Annotated in this window: 13 protein-coding genes and 1 pseudogene; 5 read left to right on the top strand and 9 right to left on the bottom strand. The window is 70.8% G+C overall.

What is annotated here, in order from left to right:
- The first annotated feature begins 9 nt into the window (after positions 1 to 9).
- Both ACIOHP_RS24885 and ACIOHP_RS24880 read left to right on the top strand, forming a co-directional pair.
- Positions 10 to 2406, top strand: coding sequence for a Tex family protein (locus ACIOHP_RS24885; protein ID WP_361543269.1), 2397 nt, complete (start codon positions 10 to 12; stop codon positions 2404 to 2406).
- A gap of 237 nt (positions 2407 to 2643) precedes the next feature.
- Entirely contained in the window at positions 2644 to 3819 is a 1176-nt protein-coding gene (locus tag ACIOHP_RS24880) for a serine hydrolase domain-containing protein (RefSeq protein ID WP_401890947.1), read from the top strand.
- Here ACIOHP_RS24880 and ACIOHP_RS24875 read toward each other — a convergent pair.
- Positions 3816 to 5456 (bottom strand): ABC-F family ATP-binding cassette domain-containing protein, encoded by a 1641-nt coding sequence (locus tag ACIOHP_RS24875; protein ID WP_361543275.1) that lies wholly within the window; start codon positions 5454 to 5456, stop codon positions 3816 to 3818. The two genes, ACIOHP_RS24880 and ACIOHP_RS24875, sit on opposite strands and share 4 nt — an antisense overlap.
- A gap of 208 nt (positions 5457 to 5664) precedes the next feature.
- Between ACIOHP_RS24875 and ACIOHP_RS24870 the strand changes: the two genes are divergently transcribed.
- Positions 5665 to 6582: a peptidoglycan-binding protein gene (locus ACIOHP_RS24870; RefSeq protein ID WP_361543278.1), complete on the top strand. Its 918-nt coding sequence runs from the start codon at positions 5665 to 5667 to the stop codon at positions 6580 to 6582.
- A 30-nt stretch (positions 6583 to 6612) separates the two neighbouring features.
- On the opposite strand, the gene ACIOHP_RS24865 is transcribed toward ACIOHP_RS24870, so the two are convergent.
- Positions 6613 to 7635, bottom strand: a complete 1023-nt coding sequence (locus tag ACIOHP_RS24865; RefSeq protein ID WP_361543281.1) for an oxidoreductase — start codon at positions 7633 to 7635, stop codon at positions 6613 to 6615.
- A 66-nt stretch (positions 7636 to 7701) separates the two neighbouring features.
- On the opposite strand from ACIOHP_RS24865, the gene ACIOHP_RS24860 reads away from it, so the two are divergent.
- Positions 7702 to 8652 carry an NAD(P)/FAD-dependent oxidoreductase gene (locus ACIOHP_RS24860; RefSeq protein ID WP_401890943.1) on the top strand — a complete coding sequence of 317 codons (951 nt, stop codon included), beginning with the start codon at positions 7702 to 7704 and terminating at the stop codon, positions 8650 to 8652.
- A gap of 90 nt (positions 8653 to 8742) precedes the next feature.
- Here the strand turns inward: ACIOHP_RS24860 and ACIOHP_RS24855 are convergent, their stop codons facing one another.
- From ACIOHP_RS24855 to ACIOHP_RS24845, 3 genes are all read right to left on the bottom strand, one after another.
- Positions 8743 to 10446: a BCCT family transporter gene (locus tag ACIOHP_RS24855; RefSeq protein ID WP_401890940.1), complete on the bottom strand. Its 1704-nt coding sequence runs from the start codon at positions 10444 to 10446 to the stop codon at positions 8743 to 8745.
- A 65-nt stretch (positions 10447 to 10511) separates the two neighbouring features.
- On the bottom strand, positions 10512 to 11756 hold the full coding sequence (locus ACIOHP_RS24850; RefSeq protein ID WP_401890937.1) for a M14 family metallocarboxypeptidase: 1245 nt from the start codon (positions 11754 to 11756) through the stop codon (positions 10512 to 10514).
- On the bottom strand, positions 11753 to 13708 hold the full coding sequence (locus tag ACIOHP_RS24845) for a Xaa-Pro dipeptidyl-peptidase (protein WP_401890934.1): 1956 nt from the start codon (positions 13706 to 13708) through the stop codon (positions 11753 to 11755). The genes ACIOHP_RS24850 and ACIOHP_RS24845 overlap by 4 nt, the downstream gene beginning before the upstream one ends.
- A 204-nt stretch (positions 13709 to 13912) precedes the next feature.
- On the opposite strand from ACIOHP_RS24845, the gene ACIOHP_RS24840 reads away from it, so the two are divergent.
- Positions 13913 to 15415, top strand: coding sequence for a M1 family metallopeptidase (locus ACIOHP_RS24840; protein ID WP_401890932.1), 1503 nt, complete (start codon positions 13913 to 13915; stop codon positions 15413 to 15415).
- 28 nt (positions 15416 to 15443) lie between these two features.
- On the opposite strand, the pseudogene ACIOHP_RS24835 reads toward ACIOHP_RS24840, so the two are convergent.
- From ACIOHP_RS24835 to ACIOHP_RS24820, 4 genes and pseudogenes are all read right to left on the bottom strand, one after another.
- Positions 15444 to 15581 (bottom strand): annotated as a pseudogene (locus ACIOHP_RS24835) (DUF6766 family protein); the annotation flags it as partial.
- Between the two features lie 64 nt (positions 15582 to 15645).
- Positions 15646 to 16581 (bottom strand): PfkB family carbohydrate kinase, encoded by a 936-nt coding sequence (locus tag ACIOHP_RS24830; RefSeq protein WP_401890929.1) that lies wholly within the window; start codon positions 16579 to 16581, stop codon positions 15646 to 15648.
- Complete coding sequence (locus tag ACIOHP_RS24825) at positions 16578 to 17066, bottom strand: macro domain-containing protein (RefSeq protein WP_401890926.1); 489 nt, start codon at positions 17064 to 17066, stop codon at positions 16578 to 16580. The genes ACIOHP_RS24830 and ACIOHP_RS24825 overlap by 4 nt, the downstream gene beginning before the upstream one ends.
- A gap of 40 nt (positions 17067 to 17106) precedes the next feature.
- Positions 17107 to 18573, bottom strand: coding sequence for an amino acid permease (locus ACIOHP_RS24820; RefSeq protein ID WP_401890924.1), 1467 nt, complete (start codon positions 18571 to 18573; stop codon positions 17107 to 17109).
- Positions 18574 to 18670: the final 97 nt, after the last annotated feature.

The following is an 18670-nucleotide window of genomic DNA, read 5'->3' as shown; positions in this document are numbered from 1 at the left end:
TACGGCATCGTGACGACACGCGAGCCCATCGACATCGGATCCATCGAAGGAAGGATCGCCGAGGAGCTCGGCGTTCGGGAGCGGCAGGTCAAGTCCGCCGTGGAGCTGCTCGACGGCGGTTCGACGGTGCCCTTCATCGCCCGCTACCGCAAGGAAGCGACCGAGATGCTCGACGACGCGCAGCTGCGCACGATCGAGGAGCGGCTGCGCTATCTGCGGGAGCTGGAGGAGCGGCGGACGGCGATCCTGGAGTCGGTGCGCGAGCAGGGCAAGCTCACCGAGGAACTGGAGGCGCGGATCCGCGGCGCGGAGACCAAGGCTCGCCTCGAGGACATCTACCTGCCGTACAAGCCGAAGCGCAGGACCAAGGCCCAGATCGCCCGGGAGGCCGGTCTGGAGCCACTCGCGGAGGGGCTGCTCGCGGACCCGAACGTCGAACCGCTGGCCGCCGCCGCCGCGTTCGTCGACGCCGACAAGGGCGTGGCCGATCCGCAGGCCGCGCTCGACGGCGCACGGGCCATCCTCACCGAGCGGTTCTCCGAGGACGCCGACCTGATCGGCGAGCTGCGCGAGCGCATGTGGGTGCGCGGGCGGCTCGCCGCCAAGGTGAAGGACGGCAAGGAGGAGGCGGGCGCCAAGTTCGCCGACTACTTCGACTTCGCCGAGCCCTTCAAGCAGCTGCCCTCGCACCGCGTCCTGGCGATGCTGCGCGGCGAGAAGGAGGAGGTCCTCGACCTCGTCCTGGAGCCGGAGGAGCCTTCCGAGCAGCCCGGCCCGTCCTCGTACGAGGGGATCATCGCCCACCGGTTCCGGATCGCCGACCGCGGCCGCCCCGGCGACAAGTGGCTCACGGACACCGTCCGTTGGGCCTGGCGCACCCGCATCCTGGTGCACCTCGGCATCGACCTGCGGCTGCGGCTGCGCACCGCCGCCGAGGACGAGGCGGTGAACGTCTTCGCGGCGAACCTCCGCGACCTGCTGCTCGCCGCCCCCGCCGGCACGCGTTCGACGCTGGGCCTGGATCCCGGGTTCCGGACGGGCGTGAAGGTCGCCGTCGTCGACGCCACCGGCAAGGTCGTCGCCACCGACGTCATCTACCCGCACGTCCCGGCCAACAAGTGGGACGAGGCGATCGCCAAGCTGGCCCGCCTCGCCAAGGAGCACGCGGTCGACCTGATCGCGATCGGCAACGGCACGGCCTCCCGCGAGACCGACAAGCTCGCCGGTGAACTCATCACCAAGCACCCCGAGTTGCAGCTCACCAAGGTGATGGTGTCCGAGGCGGGCGCGTCCGTGTACTCGGCGTCGGCCTTCGCCTCGCAGGAGCTGCCGGACATGGACGTGTCGCTGCGCGGCGCGGTGTCGATCGCCCGTCGTCTCCAGGACCCGCTGGCCGAGCTGGTGAAGATCGACCCGAAGTCCATCGGTGTCGGCCAGTACCAGCACGACCTGTCCGAGGTGAAGCTGTCGCGTTCGCTGGACGCGGTCGTCGAGGACTGTGTGAACGGCGTGGGGGTGGACGTCAACACGGCGTCGGCCCCGCTGCTCGCCCGCGTCTCCGGCATCACCTCCGGCCTCGCCGAGAACATCGTGGCGCACCGCGACGCCAACGGTCCCTTCACTTCGCGCACCGCGCTGAAGAAGGTGGCCCGGCTGGGTCCGAAGGCCTACGAGCAGTGCGCGGGGTTCCTGCGGATCCGCGGCGGCGACGACCCGCTGGACGCGTCCAGCGTGCACCCCGAGGCGTATCCGGTGGTCCGGCGCATGGTGAAGACGGCGGGTCAGGAGGTCGCCGCGCTCATCGGCAACACGGGGGTGCTGCGGTCGCTGCGGCCGCAGGACTTCGTGGACGAGACGTTCGGCCTCCCGACGGTCAGCGACATCCTCAAGGAGCTGGAGAAGCCGGGGCGCGACCCGCGGCCCGCGTTCAAGACGGCCACCTTCAAGGAGGGCGTCGAGAAGATCTCCGACCTGACGTCCGGGATGGTGCTCGAGGGCGTCGTCACCAACGTGGCGGCCTTCGGGGCGTTCATCGACGTCGGTGTCCACCAGGACGGTCTGGCGCATGTCTCGGCGCTGTCGAAGACCTTCGTGAAGGACCCGCGGGACGTGGTGAAGCCGGGTGACATCGTCAAGGTGAAGGTCCTCGACATCGACATCCCGCGCAAGCGGATCTCGCTGACGCTGCGGCTGGACGACGAAGCCGAAGCCTCCGGCGTTGAGCGCCGACAGCAGCGGGGCGGGCGTCCTCCTCAGCAGCGGCAGCAGCAGGGCCAGCAGCGGCAGGGCGGTGGCCGTGGTGGTCAGGGGGGCGGTTCGCGCCAGGCGGCACCGCCTGCCAACAGCGCGATGGCGGATGCTCTGCGCAAGGCGGGGCTACTCGATCCGAAGAAGGGCAAGCGCTGACGGCTTCGCCGTTCGGGTCGTGGGGAGACTGCGCGTCCGTCGTGGCTGGTCGCGCAGTTCCCCGCGCCCCTGGAAGAGGCGCTTCGCGCCCTTCCGACGGGGTCGTCCCAGGAGATGGCGCAGGGTTGAGGACACAGCGCGTTGGGCCAGGTGCAGTAGCTCGAGCGGAACGCCCGATCCGGGCGGGGCGAAGCTGGGCGGGTCAGTCCAACCCCGTCCCGTCCGCCCGGAGAGCCCATGCCTGTCCGATCCGTCAGATCCCGTCGCCGTCTGGCTGTCGCCCTGCTCGCGGCCTCTCTGGCCGCACTGTCGCCGACCGCCGTCGCCACCACCACGCCTCCCGGACCGCGCCCCGGCACCGGGCTCCAGCAGCAGCTCCAGGACCTGGTCGACGCGCCCGGCGGTCCGCCCGGTGTCATCGCCGTGCTCCGGGACGGCAGGAACAGCCGGGTCCTCAGGGCCGGTGTCGCCGATCTCGACACCGGCCGCCGGCCCGCGCCCCACGACCACATGCGTATCGCCAGTACGGCCAAGGCCTTCAGCGGCGCGGTCGCGCTGTCCCTCGTCGACTGGAACACCCTGGACCTCGACGACACCCTCGGTGAGCGGCTGCCGCACCTGCCCAAGGCCTGGCATGCCGTGACACTGCGCCAGCTGCTGCACCACACCAGCGGCCTGCCCGACTACTCGCGGAGCCCCGGGTTCCTGAAGATCGTCCTCGCCGACCCCCGGCACCGTTTCGACTCCCGCAAGCTGCTGGACTTCGCCGCCGGCGAATCCCTGCGGTTCGAGCCGGGCTCCCGGTACGAGTACTCCAACTCGGACAACATCGCCGTGGCCCTGATGGCGGAGGCGGCCACCCGCATCCCGTACGAACAACTGCTGCGCAAGCTGGTGTACCGGCCGCTCGGCCTGCGGGACACCAGCCTGCCGCAGGGCTACCGGATGCCGAAGCCGTATCTGCACGGCTACGACGTGAGCCCGCCCGACCCGCCCGTGGACGTGAGTGAGGTCCTGGGCATGTCCGGCGTGTGGGCCTCGGGCGGAATCGTCTCCACGCCCTCCGACATGACGCGCTTCATCCGCGGTTACGCCGAAGGGCGGCTCTACGGCCCGCAGGTCGTGGACCAGCAGCGCGACTGGATCCCCGGCAACTCCGAGCCCAAGGGGCCCGGGCGCAACGACGCGGGGCTCGGCATCTTCCGCTACACCACCCGCTGCGGCGTGGTGCTGGGGCACACCGGCAACACCCTCGGCTACACCCAGCTGATCGCGGCGACGCCGGACGGGCAGCGGTCACTGACGTTCTCGGTCACCACCCAGATCAACCAGGCCCAGAAGCCCGACCTGCTGCGCCGGATGCGCGCCGTGCAGGAGAACCTCGTCTGCGCGCTGCTGCGCCACCGGTCCTAGCGTTCGGTGACCTTGCCGTCCGCGACCTCCAGACGGCGGGTGACATGGACCGCGTCCAGCATGCGGCGGTCGTGCGTCACCAGGAGCAGCGTGCCCTCGTAGGCGTCGAGCGCGGACTCCAGCTGTTCGATGGCGGGGAGGTCGAGGTGGTTGGTCGGTTCGTCGAGGACCAGGAGGTTGACGCCCCGGCCCTGGAGAAGGGCCAGGGCGGACCTCGTGCGTTCGCCCGGGGAGAGCGTGGCCGCCGGGCGCAGGACGTGGTTCGCCTTCAGGCCGAACTTGGCCAGCAGGGTGCGGACCTCGGCCGGTTCGGTGTCGGGGACCGCGGCGCAGAAGGCGTCCAGCAGTGATTCTGTGCCGTGGAACAGCTTGCGGGCCTGGTCGACCTCGCCGACCAGGACGCCGGAGCCCAGCGAGGCGGTGCCCGCGTCGACCGGGACGCGGCCCAGCAAGGCACCGAGGAGGGTCGACTTGCCGGCGCCGTTCGCACCGGTGACCGCCACCCGGTCCGCCCAGTCGATCTGCAGGGTCACCGGGCCGAGCACGAAGTCACCGCGCCGGACCTCCGCCTCCCGCAGGGTCGCCACCACCGACCCCGAGCGCGGCGCCGAGGCGATCTCCATGCGCAGTTCCCACTCCTTGCGCGGCTCCTCGACGACCTCCAGGCGTTCGATCATGCGCTGGGTCTGCCGGGCCTTCGCAGCCTGCTTCTCGCTGGCCTCGCTGCGGAACTTGCGGCCGATCTTGTCGTTGTCGTTGCTTGCCTTGCGGCGCGCGTTCTTGACGCCCTTGTCCATCCAGGAGCGCTGGGTCTGGGCCCGGTCCTGGAGGGCCGCCTTCTTGTCCGCGTACTCCTCGAAGTCGTCGCGAGCGTGCCGGCGGGACACGTCGCGCTCCTCCAGATAGGCCTCGTAACCGCCGCCGTAGATATTGATCTGTCCCTGCGCCAGGTCGAGTTCGAGGACCTTGGTGACCGTGCGGGTGAGGAACTCGCGGTCGTGGCTGACGACGACCGTGCCCGCGCGCAGGCCGCTCACGAAGCGCTCCAGGCGCTCCAGGCCGTCCAGGTCGAGGTCGTTGGTCGGCTCGTCGAGGAGGAAGACGTCGTAGCGGGAGAGCAGCAGCGACGCGAGCCCCGCCCGTGCCGCCTGGCCGCCGGACAGGGACGTCATCGGCTGGTCCAGGTCCACCGCCAGGCCCAGTGAGTCGGCGACCTCGGCGGCGCGCTCGTCGAGGTCCGCGCCGCCGAGGTCGAGCCAGCGCTCCAGGCTCGTGGCGTACGCGTCGTCCGCGCCCGGCGCCCCGTCGACCAGGGCCTGGGTCGCCTCGTCCATGTCCCGCTGGGCCTCGGCGACGCCGGTGCGGCGGGCCAGGAACTCCCGGACCGTCTCGCCGGGGCGGCGCTCCGGCTCCTGGGGAAGGTGGCCGACGGTCGCCGTCGGCGGGGAGAGACGGAGCTCGCCCTCCTCCGGCGTGGTCAGCCCGGCGAGCAGCCTGAGCAGGGTGGACTTGCCCGCGCCGTTGGCTCCGACCAGCCCGATGACGTCACCGGGCGCGACGACGAGGTCGAGCCCGGCGAACAGGGAGCGGTCGCCGTGGCCGGCGGCGAGGTTCTTGGCGACGAGTGTGGCAGTCATGAGGGGATCGATCCTAGCGAGGTGCCGGAGGAGGCTTCCCGCGGATTCCGTGCCGGGGGCCGAGCCGGTGCCACGGGGGGGCGACGACGCGAGGACGGCGAAGCTGCACGGACTCGCGCGGATCTCCCCCCGCGGGATGTACTTTTGCGGTCAACTTCCTTGCACCGCACGGTCATCCGACCCACATCACCCCTTCAGGAGTTCCGCGATGAGCACGAAGACGGGTCCCCAGCGCTATCCGGGCGCGAGTCGGGCGAACTGGTATCAGGACGACTTCGGCGGTGATCCGATGGAGGTCAACGTCGTCGTCCTGCACACCACCGAGGGTCGTAGCCTGCCCGGCTACGGCGGCGGTGGCTCCGCTCCGAACCTGACGGCGGTGCCGGACTTCGGCGCCAGGAAGCTGAAGTGGTACCAGCACTTCGACATCGAGACCTCGTCCAGGGCGCTGGTCAATCTGCGGGGCGGCGCGGAGACCAACACCGCGAACGTGTGCCAGGTCGAGCTGGTCGGCACCTGCGACCCCAAGACGCACGAGAAGTGGAAGGCCGCGGGCCAGAAACACATCTACTGGCCCGACGCCCCGGACTGGGCGCTGCAGGCCGTCGCCGCGTTCCTGGCCTGGATGCACGAGCAGCACGGCGTGCCGCTGTCGGGGCCGACGGAGTGGCCCGCGTACCCGGGCTCGTTCGGCAAGGGCAACGGGGCCCGGATGACGGCCGCGAAGTGGAACAGGTTCAAGGGGATCTGCGGGCACCTCCATGTCGTCGAGAACGACCACGGCGACCCGGGGGCGATCGACTTCGCCGCACTCCTCAAGTACGCCAAGGCCGAGCTGGACGTGGACGACGACACCCCCGCGCCCACCACGCCCGCCAAGCCGAAGGTCCCCGCGTTCCCGGGACGCAAGTACTTCGTGACCGGCGCCTCGAACAAGTACGTCCTCCAGCTCGGCAAGCAGCTGGTGAAGCGCGGTTTCGGCGACCACTACAAGGTCGGCCCCAGCAAGACGTGGGGCGAGGCGGACCAGCTCAACGTGCGGGCCTTCCAGAAGTCGCGCAAGGAGCTGCGCGGCGACGCCGACGGCATCCCCGGTCCGCTGACCTGGCGCCTGCTGTTCTCCTGAGTGCCCGGGCCCCCGCCGAGGCGGGGGCCCTCAGTGCGCCATCGCCTCGACCAGCACGCCCCCCGACGTCCGCGCCACCACGAACGACTCCCCCTTCACCGCCCTCGCGTCCAGCGCGATGCGATGCCGGCCCGCCTCCAGAACCCCGTCGAAGACCTCCTGGGCGTGGGTGCGGAAGAGCCGGTCGAGGCGGTACGCCGTGAGTCGGACCCGGCACGGCGAGGTGACCTCGATGCCCGCCTCGCCGTCGGCGGCGACCAGCCGGGTCAGGCGGCGCAGTTCCTGCGGGCTGCGGTCGAGGGCGTGCTCGATCTGGGCGACGAGGAGGGGCACTATCGGGGCGAGGCCGTCGACATAGGCCACCTCGACGCCTGCGCGTTCGAAGGACCGGCGTACGGCGGCACGTTCCTGCTGAGCGACCGCACGGCCGAAGGCGACGGCACCGTAGGCGCGCAGTTCGTCGGCGGGCACGCCCTCGGCGTCCTGGGTGATGTCCGCGCCGATGCCGATGGTGCGCAGGGCGGCGGCGAGCTTGGCGAGGAGGGCGACGCGGGCGCCGATCAGCAGGACGCGGCGGCGCGGGCCCGCGGAGTCGGGGCCGAGCAAGGAGTCCAGGGCCTGTCGGTACTCGGGGCCGCGGAAGCGGAAGGGGCCGATGCCGTGGTAGCCGTTGCGCTCGAGGTCGGCGTGTTCGTCGGTCTGCCAGGCGAAGTCCCGCCAGATGAAGTCGCCGTGCTCCTTGTCGATCACGGCGGTGACGGCACCGCACCCGAGGTCCTCGCACTCGGGACAGCCGTATATGACGTAGCGCCCGCCCGGAAGCGGAGCGTCCGTCTCCAGCAGCAGGCTGCGGACCTGCGCGGTGAAGATCGAGGGCGGTACGTCGGAGGCCAGCGGGGAGACGGCGTCGAGGTCGGAGAGTTGGAAGAGCAGCGGTCGTCCGTCGACGATGAAGTCCATGAAGTCCCGGTGGACCTGGAACTCACCGTTGACAAGAACTCCACCGGCACGCATCGCCGGTGCCAGACCGAAGGTCGCGTACTCGGCAGACATGCTGCGAGTATTCCCGCAGCAAGCGCGCTCTGCGCACGGCATGCGACATTCCGCTAACGTCCCGGTGTGGACGGTGATCCGAGCAGCGATGTCGTGGTGGTCGGCGGTGGGGTGATCGGGCTGACGACGGCCGTGGTCCTGGCCGAGCGCGGCAGGCGGGTGCGGGTGTGGACCCGGGATCCCGTCGAGCGCACCACCTCGTGGGTTGCGGGCGCGCTGTGGTGGCCGCACCGGATCGATCCGGTCGCGTCGGTCCGCGCGTGGGCGCTGCGCTCGCTGGAGGTGTACGAGGCGCTCGCGGCGGACCCGGACCGTACCGGCGTACGCATGGTCGAAGGAGTACTCGGCGAGGCGGACCTGGACGAGGCCACGGCCTGGGCGGGTCGGCGGCTGCCGGGGCTGCGGGCCGCCACGGCCGCGGAGTACGCCGGGCCGGGGGTGTGGGCGCGGCTGCCGCTCGTCGACATGGCGGTCCATCTGCCCTGGCTGCGGCAGCGGTTGCTGGACGCGGGCGGGACGGTCGAGAAGCGAGCGGTGTCCGACCTGGTGTCGGTCGGGGCGCCGGTGGTGGTCAACTGCACGGGGCTGGGCGCGCGGGAGCTGGTGCCGGACGCCTCCGTGCAGCCGGTGCGAGGACAGTTGGTCGTCGTGGCGAATCCCGGCATCCGGACATGGATCGTGTCGACCGGCGCCGACGGGGAGATGGCGTACTGCTTCCCGCATCCGGACCGGCTCCTGCTCGGCGGCACGGCGGACGACGGGGCCTGGTCGACGGAGCCTGATCCGGCGGTCGCCGAGGCGATCGTACGGCGGTGTGCGGCGCTGCGGCCGGAGATCGCCGGGGCGCGGGTGCTGGGGCACCGGGTGGGGCTGCGGCCGGTGCGGGACGCGGTGCGTCTGGAGCGGGTGGCGCTGCCGGACGGAAGGGCTCTGGTGCACAACTACGGGCACGGTGGGGGCGGGGTGACGGTGGCGTGGGGCTGCGCGGAGGAGGCGGCGGGGCTGGCCGCCTCCTGAGTCCGGCCCAGCGGTCCTGGTGCGTTCCGGTGCGGTACCGCACCCCGAGAGGGGCGCGGGGCCGTGTCGCCACCGCTCTCCCGGCGGCGCCTAACCGTGGTCGTGGCCCAGTGGGTCGCCCTCCGTCTCCGTGCCGGCGCCCGGGCCGACCCTGATCTCGAAGTCGCCGTCATACCTCTTGTGGCCCTCGATCACGGCGAGTTCCACGGCCTCGGAACCCATCTCGCCGCGCACGATGACCGGGTCGCGGCGCAGGTCGCGCATGAGGGCGACGCACATGCCGATCATCACGAGGACGAAGGGCGCGGCGGCCAGGATCGTGAGGTTCTGCAGACCGGTGAGGGCGTCACCCTGGCCGCTGCCGACGAGCAGCATGATGGCGGCGACGGCCCCGGTCACGATGCCCCAGAACACGACGACGAAGCGGGCGGGTTCGAGGGCGCCCCGCTGGGAGAGCGTGCCCATCACGATGGAGGCGGCGTCGGCGCCCGAGACGAAGAAGATGCCGACCAGGATCATCACGAGCAGGCTGGTGGCGGTCGCGATGGGGAACTCCTGGAGGACCCCGAAGAGTTGCCCCTCGGGGGTGTCGGCACCGCGGAGCGCGCCGCCCTCCTTCAGCTTCATCGCCGTACCGCCGAAGACCGCGAACCAGACCAGGCTGACCGTGCTGGGCACGAGGATGACCCCGCCGACGAACTGCCGGATGGTGCGGCCGCGGCTGATGCGGGCGATGAACATGCCGACGAACGGCGTCCAGGAGATCCACCAGGCCCAGTAGAAGACGGTCCAGCTGCCGAGCCAGTCCGCGACGCCCTCGCCACCGCTGGCCTCGGTGCGGCCGGCGAGCTGGGGCAGGTCGCCGAGGTAGGCGAAGATCGAGGTGGGGAGCAGATCGAGGACGATGATCGTGGGGCCCGCGATGAACACGAACACGGCGAGGATCAGGGCGAGCACCATGTTGGTGTTCGACAGCCACTGGATGCCCTTCTCCACGCCGGAGACCGCCGAGGCCACGAAGGCCAGGGTCAGCACGGCGATGATGGCGACGAGCAGCCCCTCGCTCACGTCGTCCATCCAGTCCAGCTCCTGGAATCCGGAGCCGATCTGGAGCGCGCCCAGACCCAGCGAGGCCGCCGAGCCGAAGATGGTGGCGATGATCGCGAGGATGTCGATCACCCGGCCCGCGGTGCCGTTGGCGTGCTTCTCACCGATGAGCGGGGTGAAGACGGCGCTGATGGTCTGGCGACGGCGTTTGCGGTAGGTGCTGTAGGCGATGCCGAGGCCGACCACCGCGTAGATCGCCCAGGGGTGCAGCGTCCAGTGGAAGAGGGTGGTGGCCATCGCCGTCTCCATGCGTTCCGCGGAGTCGGCGGGGGTGGTGCCGGGCGGTGGGGTCGTGTAGTGCGAGAGCGGTTCGCTCACGCCGTAGAACATCAGACCGATGCCCATGCCGGCGCTGAACATCATCGCGACCCAGGACACCGTCTTGAACTCGGGTTCCTCGCCCTCCGCGCCGAGGTGGATACGGCCGTAACGGCTGACCGCGAGCCACAGGGCGAAGACGACGAAGCAGGAGGCCGCCAGCATGAAGGCCCAACCACCGTTGTGGATCAGGCCGTTGAGCATCTTCGTGGAGACGCTCTCCAGCGAGTCCGTCGCCGTCGAGCCCCAGATCACGAATGCCACGGTGATGACGGCGGTGACGCCGAACACCACGCGGTCGGTGGTGTGGGGGCCGGGAACGTCCGTGGGACCTTCCCGACCACCCCTTTTCTTCAAGTCTTCCGTCATTTGCGGCACCTTCTCCCGAAAACCATGGGTACGGACTACCACAGGTGCCGCTGATCGATGCCGCTTCAGCAGTCGGTGTCGGGCTCCCCGACCGTGAGGTGGTACGGGCCGCGTTCGTCGAGGAGCAGCGGGACGAGCGCGCGCAGGGGCTGGCGGAGGGGGACGTAGGTGCCCTTGGTCCGCACTCCGTGCAGGGCGAGTTCGTCCTTGACCTCCGCGTACTGGGCGTCGGTGAGCCGGTACCCGCACGGCGGGTTCTCAATCACCTCGGCGGGTTCGGGCGGATCATTGTCGGCGCCGCCGACGTAGACGGGTCCGGTGTCGACCCAGCCCTGGTGACGGGCCGTGCCGGTCGCCGCCTCGATTCGCCCGCGACGCTCGTCGGCGAAGCCGAACAGACCTTTCAGCGCCCCCAGTTGGGAACTGACCCGGCGCCGGTTGTTGGTCGCCTCGTCGACGTCCGCGAGCGCGTCGACGCGGCTCTCGATGAGCAGGCCGACCGCGTGCTTGATGCCGGACATGTTCCGCAGGATGCGTTCCTGGCCGTCACCGGCGGTCTGTCTGATCGGATCGCCCGTGACGGGGTCGGTCCAGATGCCGTACGTGCCGGTCGTGTACCCGGCGTGCTGCGCGGCGGGGCGGACGTACGCCCGGGACAGGGTCTCGGCCTCGTCGTGGACCGCCTCGTCCGTGTTGAGGTTGCGGGGCCACAGGTCGAAGAGGTCCTTGTCGTAGTACGGAGGCGTGGCGCCGTACTCGTGCAGGTCGTAGATGACATCGGGCCGGTGGTCGCGGATCACGGCGGCCAGGGCCCGCCCCTCGGCCGTCTGCAGGGCCAGGTGGTCGCGGTTGACGTCGATGCCGTCGCTGTTGCCGCGGGTGTCGGCGGCCCGGCCGTCGGGGTTGGCGGTGGGCACGACGAGCACGGTGGTGCGGTCCAGGAAGCGCCGGGTGCCGGGGTCCTTCGCGTACGCCAGGTCGCGGACCGTGGTGAGACAGGCCTCGCGGCCGGACGGCTCGTCGCCGTGCTGGCTGCAGACGAGGAGCAGCGTGTTCGGGGCGCCCTGCCTGCCCAGGCGGACCAGTTGCAGGGGGCGGCCCTGCTTCGTCGTACCGATGCGGGCGAGGGAGACCCGGTCGCTCCCCGCGTCGACGGCCGCCAGGAAGTCCTGTTCCTCCGTCCCGCCGGTCCAGCGGGCCCCGTGGGACTGCTCGAAACCGGTGCGCGGCGGGGCGTCGGCCGCGTGGGCCGGCACGGCGACCAGGGATGCGGCCAGGGCCGCCGTGCTCAGGGTGAGGGCTCGGATCATCGGCCCGCTCCCGGGACGCGCTGAAGGGTCCGCGGTGCCGTCACGCCGTCGAGCGGCGCGGTCTGCGGTACGGCGGTGGCGGCGCCCTTCGTGGCGTGCGCGAACGCCGAGGCGCCGCCGACGAACGGGACGCGGGCCGAGGTGCGGGACAGGTCGATCGTGAGCGTCGGGGTGGTCGACGGCGGGTCGATCAGGTCCTTGTCCGTGCCCGCGACGATCAGCGCCAGGCGGTGACCGGCGGGGACGACGTGGTCGGTGGCCGCCAGGTCGACGGTGATCGTGTACGCCTTGCCCGGGGTGAGCGGGACGCCCTTGCCGGGGTCGGCGTAGGTGCCGAGGTCGGCCCAGCCGCGACTGACGACCTCGTAGTCGACGTCGGCGGTCTTGGCCTGCGTCTGCTTGAAGCAGGCGCTGTCACCGGCGGTGCTCGCGCCCCAGCAGGTGCGGTCGGTGAGCGTGGTGATGCCCTCGCCGGCACTCGCGTAGTCGCGGATGGTGGCGGGGCCGAGATCCACGAGGACGGCGGACAGGTGGGCCGTCGAGGTGGTCGGGGTGGCGGTGACGGTCACCTTCGAGGAGCCGGCCAGCCGCAGGTCCTTGGTGAGGGCGCCGGTGGTGAAGCCCGCCTTCTCGGGGGTGGACGTGTCGATCCGCGCGGACCAGTCGGTCTCGCTCAGCGCCGGGTCGTCGGTGAAGGTCTCGGTGCCGCGGTCGCGGGTCAGGCCGAGGGTGCCGACGCCGGGCTGGGTTCCCTGGGCGGGGCGCAGGGTCGCGGTGCTCGTGCCGCGCGGGGGCCAGGTCTTGGAGGTGACCCACTGGTCGGGGTGGCGTTCGATGTCGGCCATCGGCTCGCGGTCGATGCCGTTGTCGTAGCCGAGGAGTTCGTGGTCGAACCAGCGGTGCAGGGTGTCGACCCACTCGGCGCGACGGAAGTCGAAGGGGTCGACGTGACCGGTCTGGGAGAGCCAGATCTTGCGCTCGACGCCGTGCCTGCCGAGAGCGTCCCACCACTGGCCGAGGTGCTTCATCCGGACGTTGAGGTCCTGCTGGCCGTGGATGGCGAAGACGCTGGCCCGCACCTTGGAGGCGTCCTTGAGGTAGTCGCGCTCGGTCCAGAAGTCCGTCCAGTCGCCGGTGCGCGGGGCGCCGTCGACGATCTTCTGCTGGACGGCGTCGCACTTGGCGCGGGCGTCAGGGCTGTTGACGTAGTCGGACAGCCAGTCGGGGCCGGAGTCGTAGAGCGGCGCGCCCTGCTGGAAGTAGTAGTCGTACCAGGAGGAGATGGCGCTGATCGGGACGATCGTCTTGAGGCCCTTGACGCCGGTGGCGGCGACGCCGTTGGCGATGGTGCCGTCCCAGCTCTTGCCGATCATGCCGGTCCTGCCGTTGGTCCAGCCGGCCTTGGCCTTGGCGCTCCCGGTGCGGCTCGTGTAGGCGGTGGCCCGGCCGTTCAGCCAGTCGACCACCGCTTTGGCCGACAGGACGTCCGAGCGGCCGCCGACGTCGTCGCAGCCGTCGGAGCGGTTGGTGCCGGCGAGGTCGACTCCGACGAAGGCGTAGCCGCGCGGCACGAAGTAGTTGTCGTAGAACAGCGGCATCTGGACGACGTCGCCGTTCGCGTCGTACGTCTTGCGCTGGCTCTCGTTGCCGCGCCCGCAGCAGGAGTAGTACGGGCTGGCGTCCATGACGACCGGCACCTTGCGGCCCTGCTGGGCGAGTTCGCGGGGGCGGACGATGTCGACGGCCACGCGGTCGCTCCTGCCGTCACCGTCCCCGTCGAGTCCGGTGTCGACCCAGACGGCCTCACGGACGGCGTTCTCGTACGAATAGACGGGTCGGCTCTCACGCGGGGCGGCCTGTGCGACGACGGGCGTGAGGAACGTGGCCAGCAGGGCGGCGGTGGCCGCCGTAGCGAGCGTTCTCCAGATCGTGAAGCGCGTGCGTATCGGCATGGCGCGGACGGTACAGCGGTCAACTCCCGTGCAAAAGAGGGCCGATCGGGGCGGGCGGGATGTGGCTGGAAAGGTGCGTGGGACGTGATCGCTCATGACGGCCGAATGGCGATCGTGTGACAGGGGCGGCTGTGGACACGCCTGCGCCCACAGGTGATGAATAGGCTCCGAACAGACTTCGTGACCCTACGACTTGGAGCTTTCGTGCACCGCAGATTCATCGCGCCCGGCGCACTGGCCGCCGCGTCCGTCCTGCTGGCGATCCCGGCGTCGGCCGCGAGCCACTCCCCCGGCGCTCCGGGCATCGGCGACCCCTACTACCCGGCCTACGGCAACGGCGGATACGACGTCTCCCACTACGACCTGCGGCTGAAGTACCAGCCGGCGACGGACGAACTGGAGGGCACGGCAACCCTCCTGGCCCGCACCACCCAGGATCTGTCGCGCTTCGACCTGGACTTCCTGCTGGACGTCGACGAGGTGCGGGTCAACGGCGCCAAGGCGTCGTTCGCCACGTCGGGCGAGCACGAGCTGGAGATCACGCCGAAGACACCGCTGGCGAAGGGCACGGCCGTCACCGTCGTGGTGCGCTACAGCGGGGTGCCGTCGTCGAAGCAGGCGTACGGCTTCACCAGCTGGCACCGCACCCCGGACGGCGGGGTCGGCGCCAACGAGCCCGAGGCCGCCTGGTGGTGGTTCCCCAGCAACGACCACCCGCTCGACAAGGCCACCTACGACGTGTCCGTGCTGGTGCCGGACGGCACCCAGGCCATCTCCAACGGCACGCTCCAGTCGACGAGTTCACGACTCGGCTGGACCCGCTTCAACTGGCGGTCCAACAAGCCGCAGGCCACCTATCTGGCGACGCTGGCCGTCGGGAAGTTCGACATCACCACGGGCCGGACCGAGAGCGGGATCCCGGTCGTCAACGCCTACAGCAAGGACCTCGGCGACAACGCCGGTGCGGCGCGGGCGAGCATCCAGCGGACCGGGGAGGTCGCCGACTGGCTGAGCGAGTACTTCGGGCCGTACCCCTTCAACGCGCTCGGCGGGTACGTGCCGAACACGAACACCGGGTACGCGCTGGAGACGCAGACCCGGCCCTTCTACAGCCCGCGCCAGTTCGCGAACGGCTCCAACACCTCCGTGGTCGTGCACGAACTGGCCCACCAGTGGTACGGCGACCTCGTCTCCGTCGCCGGTTGGAAGGACATCTGGATCAACGAGGGCTTCGCCCGGTACGCGCAGTGGCTGTGGTCCGAGCACGAGGACGAGGGCACGGCACAGGAGATCGCGGACTACGTGTACGCCTCGCACCCGGCCGACGACCCGTTCTGGACGGTGAAGCCCGGTGACCCGGGCCCGGAGAACCAGTTCGACATCGCCGTCTACGACCGGGGCGCGCTGGCCCTGCAGGCGCTGCGCAACGAGATCGGCGACGACGCCTTCTTCGCGGTCCTGAAGGGCTGGCCGCAGAAGTACGCGTACGGCAACGCGACGGTCGCCGACTTCCGGACGTACGCCGAGGAGGTGTCGGGGCAGTCGCTGTCGGCGCTCTTCGACACCTGGCTGTTCCAGCCGACGAAGCCTGCCGCCCCCGCGGCGGCCGACGCGTCCATCGCCAGGACGGCCGGGGCCGGGGCGGCGCCGGTGCAGCCGAAGTCGTGGAAGAAGATCGCCGCGACGAACGACGTGCACGAGCACTAGTTTCCCAAGTACGGCGGGGCGGTCCCTGTCATCCTTCGACTCCGGTCGAGGTGTGGGCCGCCCCGACCGGCCTGGACTCCGGCGAGCCACGCCGGCGGAGCTTGACGGACAGGATGGCCATGGACGCCACGGCGAGGAACTCGGACCGCCAGTTCCGCAGGGCCCGGTAGCGGCCCACCTGCTGAAGTCGGACGACACGATTACCGGCGTGCCGAGGCGGCGCACCTTTCTCACAGGGCCCGGGCACCCGATCCGTCCGCGGGCAAAGAACCGGCCACACGGGCGTGGAGTGCGTCCCGGTCGATCGCGTCCGTCTCCGTCGAGGGCACCGTGCAGGCGTGGGCGCCGGCGACCGCGCCGTACAGGGCGCACCGGTGCGGGGGCTCGCCGGACAGCCTGCCGTACAGGAACGCGGCCGCGAAGGCGTCGCCCGCTCCGTTGGAGTCCACGACCGGGGCGGTCGGTGTGACGGCGGGGATCCGGGTCAGCTCGTCGTCGGCCAGCAGATACGCGCCCCCGGCGCCCGCGGTGGCGACGACGACCTCGGCGCGGCCGCGTTCGGCGATGCGGCGCATGGTGCGCTCGGGGTCGGTCAGGGCGGTGGCGGAGAGGAAGACCACGTCGGCCGTGTACGCGAACGGCTCGTGGTACGGGTTCTCGCCGTCCCAGTCGTGCAGGTCGGTCGAGATGCTCACGCCGCAGTCGCGCAGTGCGGGCAGCGCGTGGGCGCAGGGCTGGGTGATCGACACATGTGCGTGCCGGCTGGCCGTGGCGAGTTCCCGGACGGTCACCTCCGGCAGCCGGTCGTCGGGGTGGCCGCGGCTGGTGTCGTACAGAGACAGCCGACGGCCGTCGGGGCTGACGAGGTTGACCGCCCGCTTGGTGCCGGCCGGCTGCGGGACGGCGGTGAGAGCGATGCCCTTGTCGCGGTGCAGGGCGCGGACGAGGTCGCCCTCGGGGTCGTCGCCGAGCATGTCGATGTGGTGGGTGCGCAGGCCGAGCGCGCCGAGGGCGACGGCGACGAAGTCCCCGGTCTGGCCCGCGCGGGTGCGGATCCCGGAGTCGATCATGTAGCTGTCGGCGTACGGCAACGGCAGCCGAGGCACGTACACGATGGTGTCGACGCCCGCGCCGCCCAGTACCAGAACGTCGGTGTCCCTGCTCAACTCCGGCCCTCCCCATGGTCGTAGACCGTGACCGCGATCCCCTTCCCGACCAGCCGCTCACCGATGAGCGGCTCGACCCGGGACCACTTGCCTCCGGCCAGTCCGCACCCTATCCGTGGCATGTGCACGGAGGCGCCGAGTTCTGTGGCCTTCGCCGCGAGCTTCTCCAGTGCCGCGTCGATGGCCTCGTAACGCACCGGCACACCCTTGCTGCCGGTGCGTGTCCCGCGCTGCCCGACCATGTTGGCCACCCACACGTACGGCTCGACCCGCACGAACTGGACGGCGCCCAGACCGAAGTCGTTGGACGCGCGGTCGCGGTGCCAGGCGCGGTACGCCTTCTCCGGCGCCGGCCAGCGCCGCGACAGCGCGAGCACGAAGCCCTTTCCCCATCCCCCGATGTCGTTGCAGACATGGGCGATCACCTTGACGCCCTTCACCGACGGTGCGGTGGCGTCACCCCGGACATAAGTGATCTCCGACATGACGCCACCGTAGGCGCTGCCACTGACAGTGGGGTTGGCCTTATTCGCCGAGGCCGGACAGCTCTCGGTCCTCGGTCTTCGTCGACCGGTGACGGATGGCGTACCAGCCGGCGATCAGCATGGCGGCGATCACGGGGATCAGCAGCAGGGTCTTGCGGCCGACCTCGGGATCGTTCGCCATCATGCCGAGGCAGGCCAGGAGGAAGGCGATCGTGGTGAGCTCCGTGACCGGGCTGCCGGGGAGGCGGAAGGCGGGGCGGGTGAGCAGGCCGGCCCTGGCGCGGCGGACGAAGGCCAGGTGGCAGATCATGATGATGACCCAGGTCGAGATGATGCCCAGAGAGGCCACGTTGAGCACGATCTCGAAGGCCTGGCTCGGCATGAGGTAGTTCAGGGCGACGCCGAGGACGCAGACCGCGCAGGTGAGCAGGATGCCGCCGTAGGGGACCTGGCTGCGGTTCATCCTCGCCGTGAACCTCGGGGCCGAGCCGGCCATGGCCATCGAGCGCAGGATGCGGCCGGTGGAGTAGAGGCCCGAGTTCAGCGAGGACATCGCCGCGGTCAGGACCACCAGGTTCATCACGTCGCCCGCCGCCGGGACGCCGATCTTCGACAGGACCGTGACGAAGGGGCTCTCGTCGCCCGAGTAGGCCGAGCCCGGCAGCAACAGGGCCAGAAGGACGACCGAGCCGACGTAGAACAGGCCCACCCGCCACATGATCGAGTTCACCGCGCGCGGGACGACCTTCTCCGGCTCGGCGGTCTCGCCCGCGGCGACACCGACCAGCTCCAGGGCGGCGTACGCGAAGATCACGCCCTGCATGACGAGGACGACGGGCATCAGGCCGTGCGGGAGGACACCGCCGTTGTCGGTGATCACACCCGGGCCCGGGGTCCGGCCGCCGACCTCGTGCCGGGTGGCGAGCAGGAAGATGCCGACGCACATGAAGGCGACCAGCGTGGCCACCTTGATGATCGCGAACCAGAACTCCATCTCGCCGAAGATCTTCACCGAGATCAGGTTGACCGCCAGGACGACCGCGAGGGCGATCAGGGCCAGCGTCCACTGCGGGATGTCGGTGAACAGGCTCCAGTAGTGCGTGTAGAGCGCGATCGCGGTGATGTCGGCGATGCCGGTCGTCGACCAGTTCAGGAAGTACATCCAGCCGGCGACGTACGCGCCCTTCTCGCCGAGGAACTCGCGCGCGTACGAGACGAAGGAACCGGACGACGGGCGGTAGAGGACGAGTTCGCCGAGGGCGCGCACCACGAAGAAGGCGAAGATCCCGCAGACGAGGTAGGCGAGCGCGAGCGCCGGGCCCGCGTTGTGGAGGCGTCCTCCGGCGCCGAGGAAGAGGCCGGTGCCGATCGCGCCTCCGATGGCGATCATGTTGACGTGGCGGGCCTTGAGGTCCTTGCTGTAGCCGGCGTCGCCCGCGTCCGCGGGTGTCCCGTCCGCCGGGCTGGGGCGGGCGGCCTGTGCCGTGTCCACGGCGTCCTTGCTCACGAGTGGTACCGCTCTCTGGTGCGCCCGAGCGGGTCGCGCTCGGCTGTCCGGACGTACGTACGGCCTGTGCCCTCGGTACAGGCACAGACCAAGAGGC

The sequence above is a fragment of the Streptomyces sp. NPDC087859 genome, from assembly GCF_044742595.1.
Classification (GTDB): Bacteria; Actinomycetota; Actinomycetes; order Streptomycetales; family Streptomycetaceae; genus Streptomyces; species Streptomyces canus_F.
Note: the sequence above shows the minus strand (reverse complement) of the source record. Positions and strands in the feature narration are given on the sequence as shown.

What these genes read in the sequence shown, in the direction of transcription:
- ACIOHP_RS24880 (WP_401890947.1), top strand. Translation starts at nt 2,644, where the DNA reads ATGCCTGTCCGATCCGTCAGATCCCGTCGCCGTCTGGCTGTCGCCCTG.
- ACIOHP_RS24875 (WP_361543275.1), bottom strand. Translation starts at nt 5,456, where the DNA reads ATGACTGCCACACTCGTCGCCAAGAACCTCGCCGCCGGCCACGGCGAC.
- ACIOHP_RS24870 (WP_361543278.1), top strand. Translation starts at nt 5,665, where the DNA reads ATGAGCACGAAGACGGGTCCCCAGCGCTATCCGGGCGCGAGTCGGGCG.
- ACIOHP_RS24865 (WP_361543281.1), bottom strand. Translation starts at nt 7,635, where the DNA reads ATGTCTGCCGAGTACGCGACCTTCGGTCTGGCACCGGCGATGCGTGCC.
- ACIOHP_RS24855 (WP_401890940.1), bottom strand. Translation starts at nt 10,446, where the DNA reads ATGACGGAAGACTTGAAGAAAAGGGGTGGTCGGGAAGGTCCCACGGAC.
- ACIOHP_RS24850 (WP_401890937.1), bottom strand. Translation starts at nt 11,756, where the DNA reads ATGATCCGAGCCCTCACCCTGAGCACGGCGGCCCTGGCCGCATCCCTG.
- ACIOHP_RS24845 (WP_401890934.1), bottom strand. Translation starts at nt 13,708, where the DNA reads ATGCCGATACGCACGCGCTTCACGATCTGGAGAACGCTCGCTACGGCG.
- ACIOHP_RS24825 (WP_401890926.1), bottom strand. Translation starts at nt 17,066, where the DNA reads ATGTCGGAGATCACTTATGTCCGGGGTGACGCCACCGCACCGTCGGTG.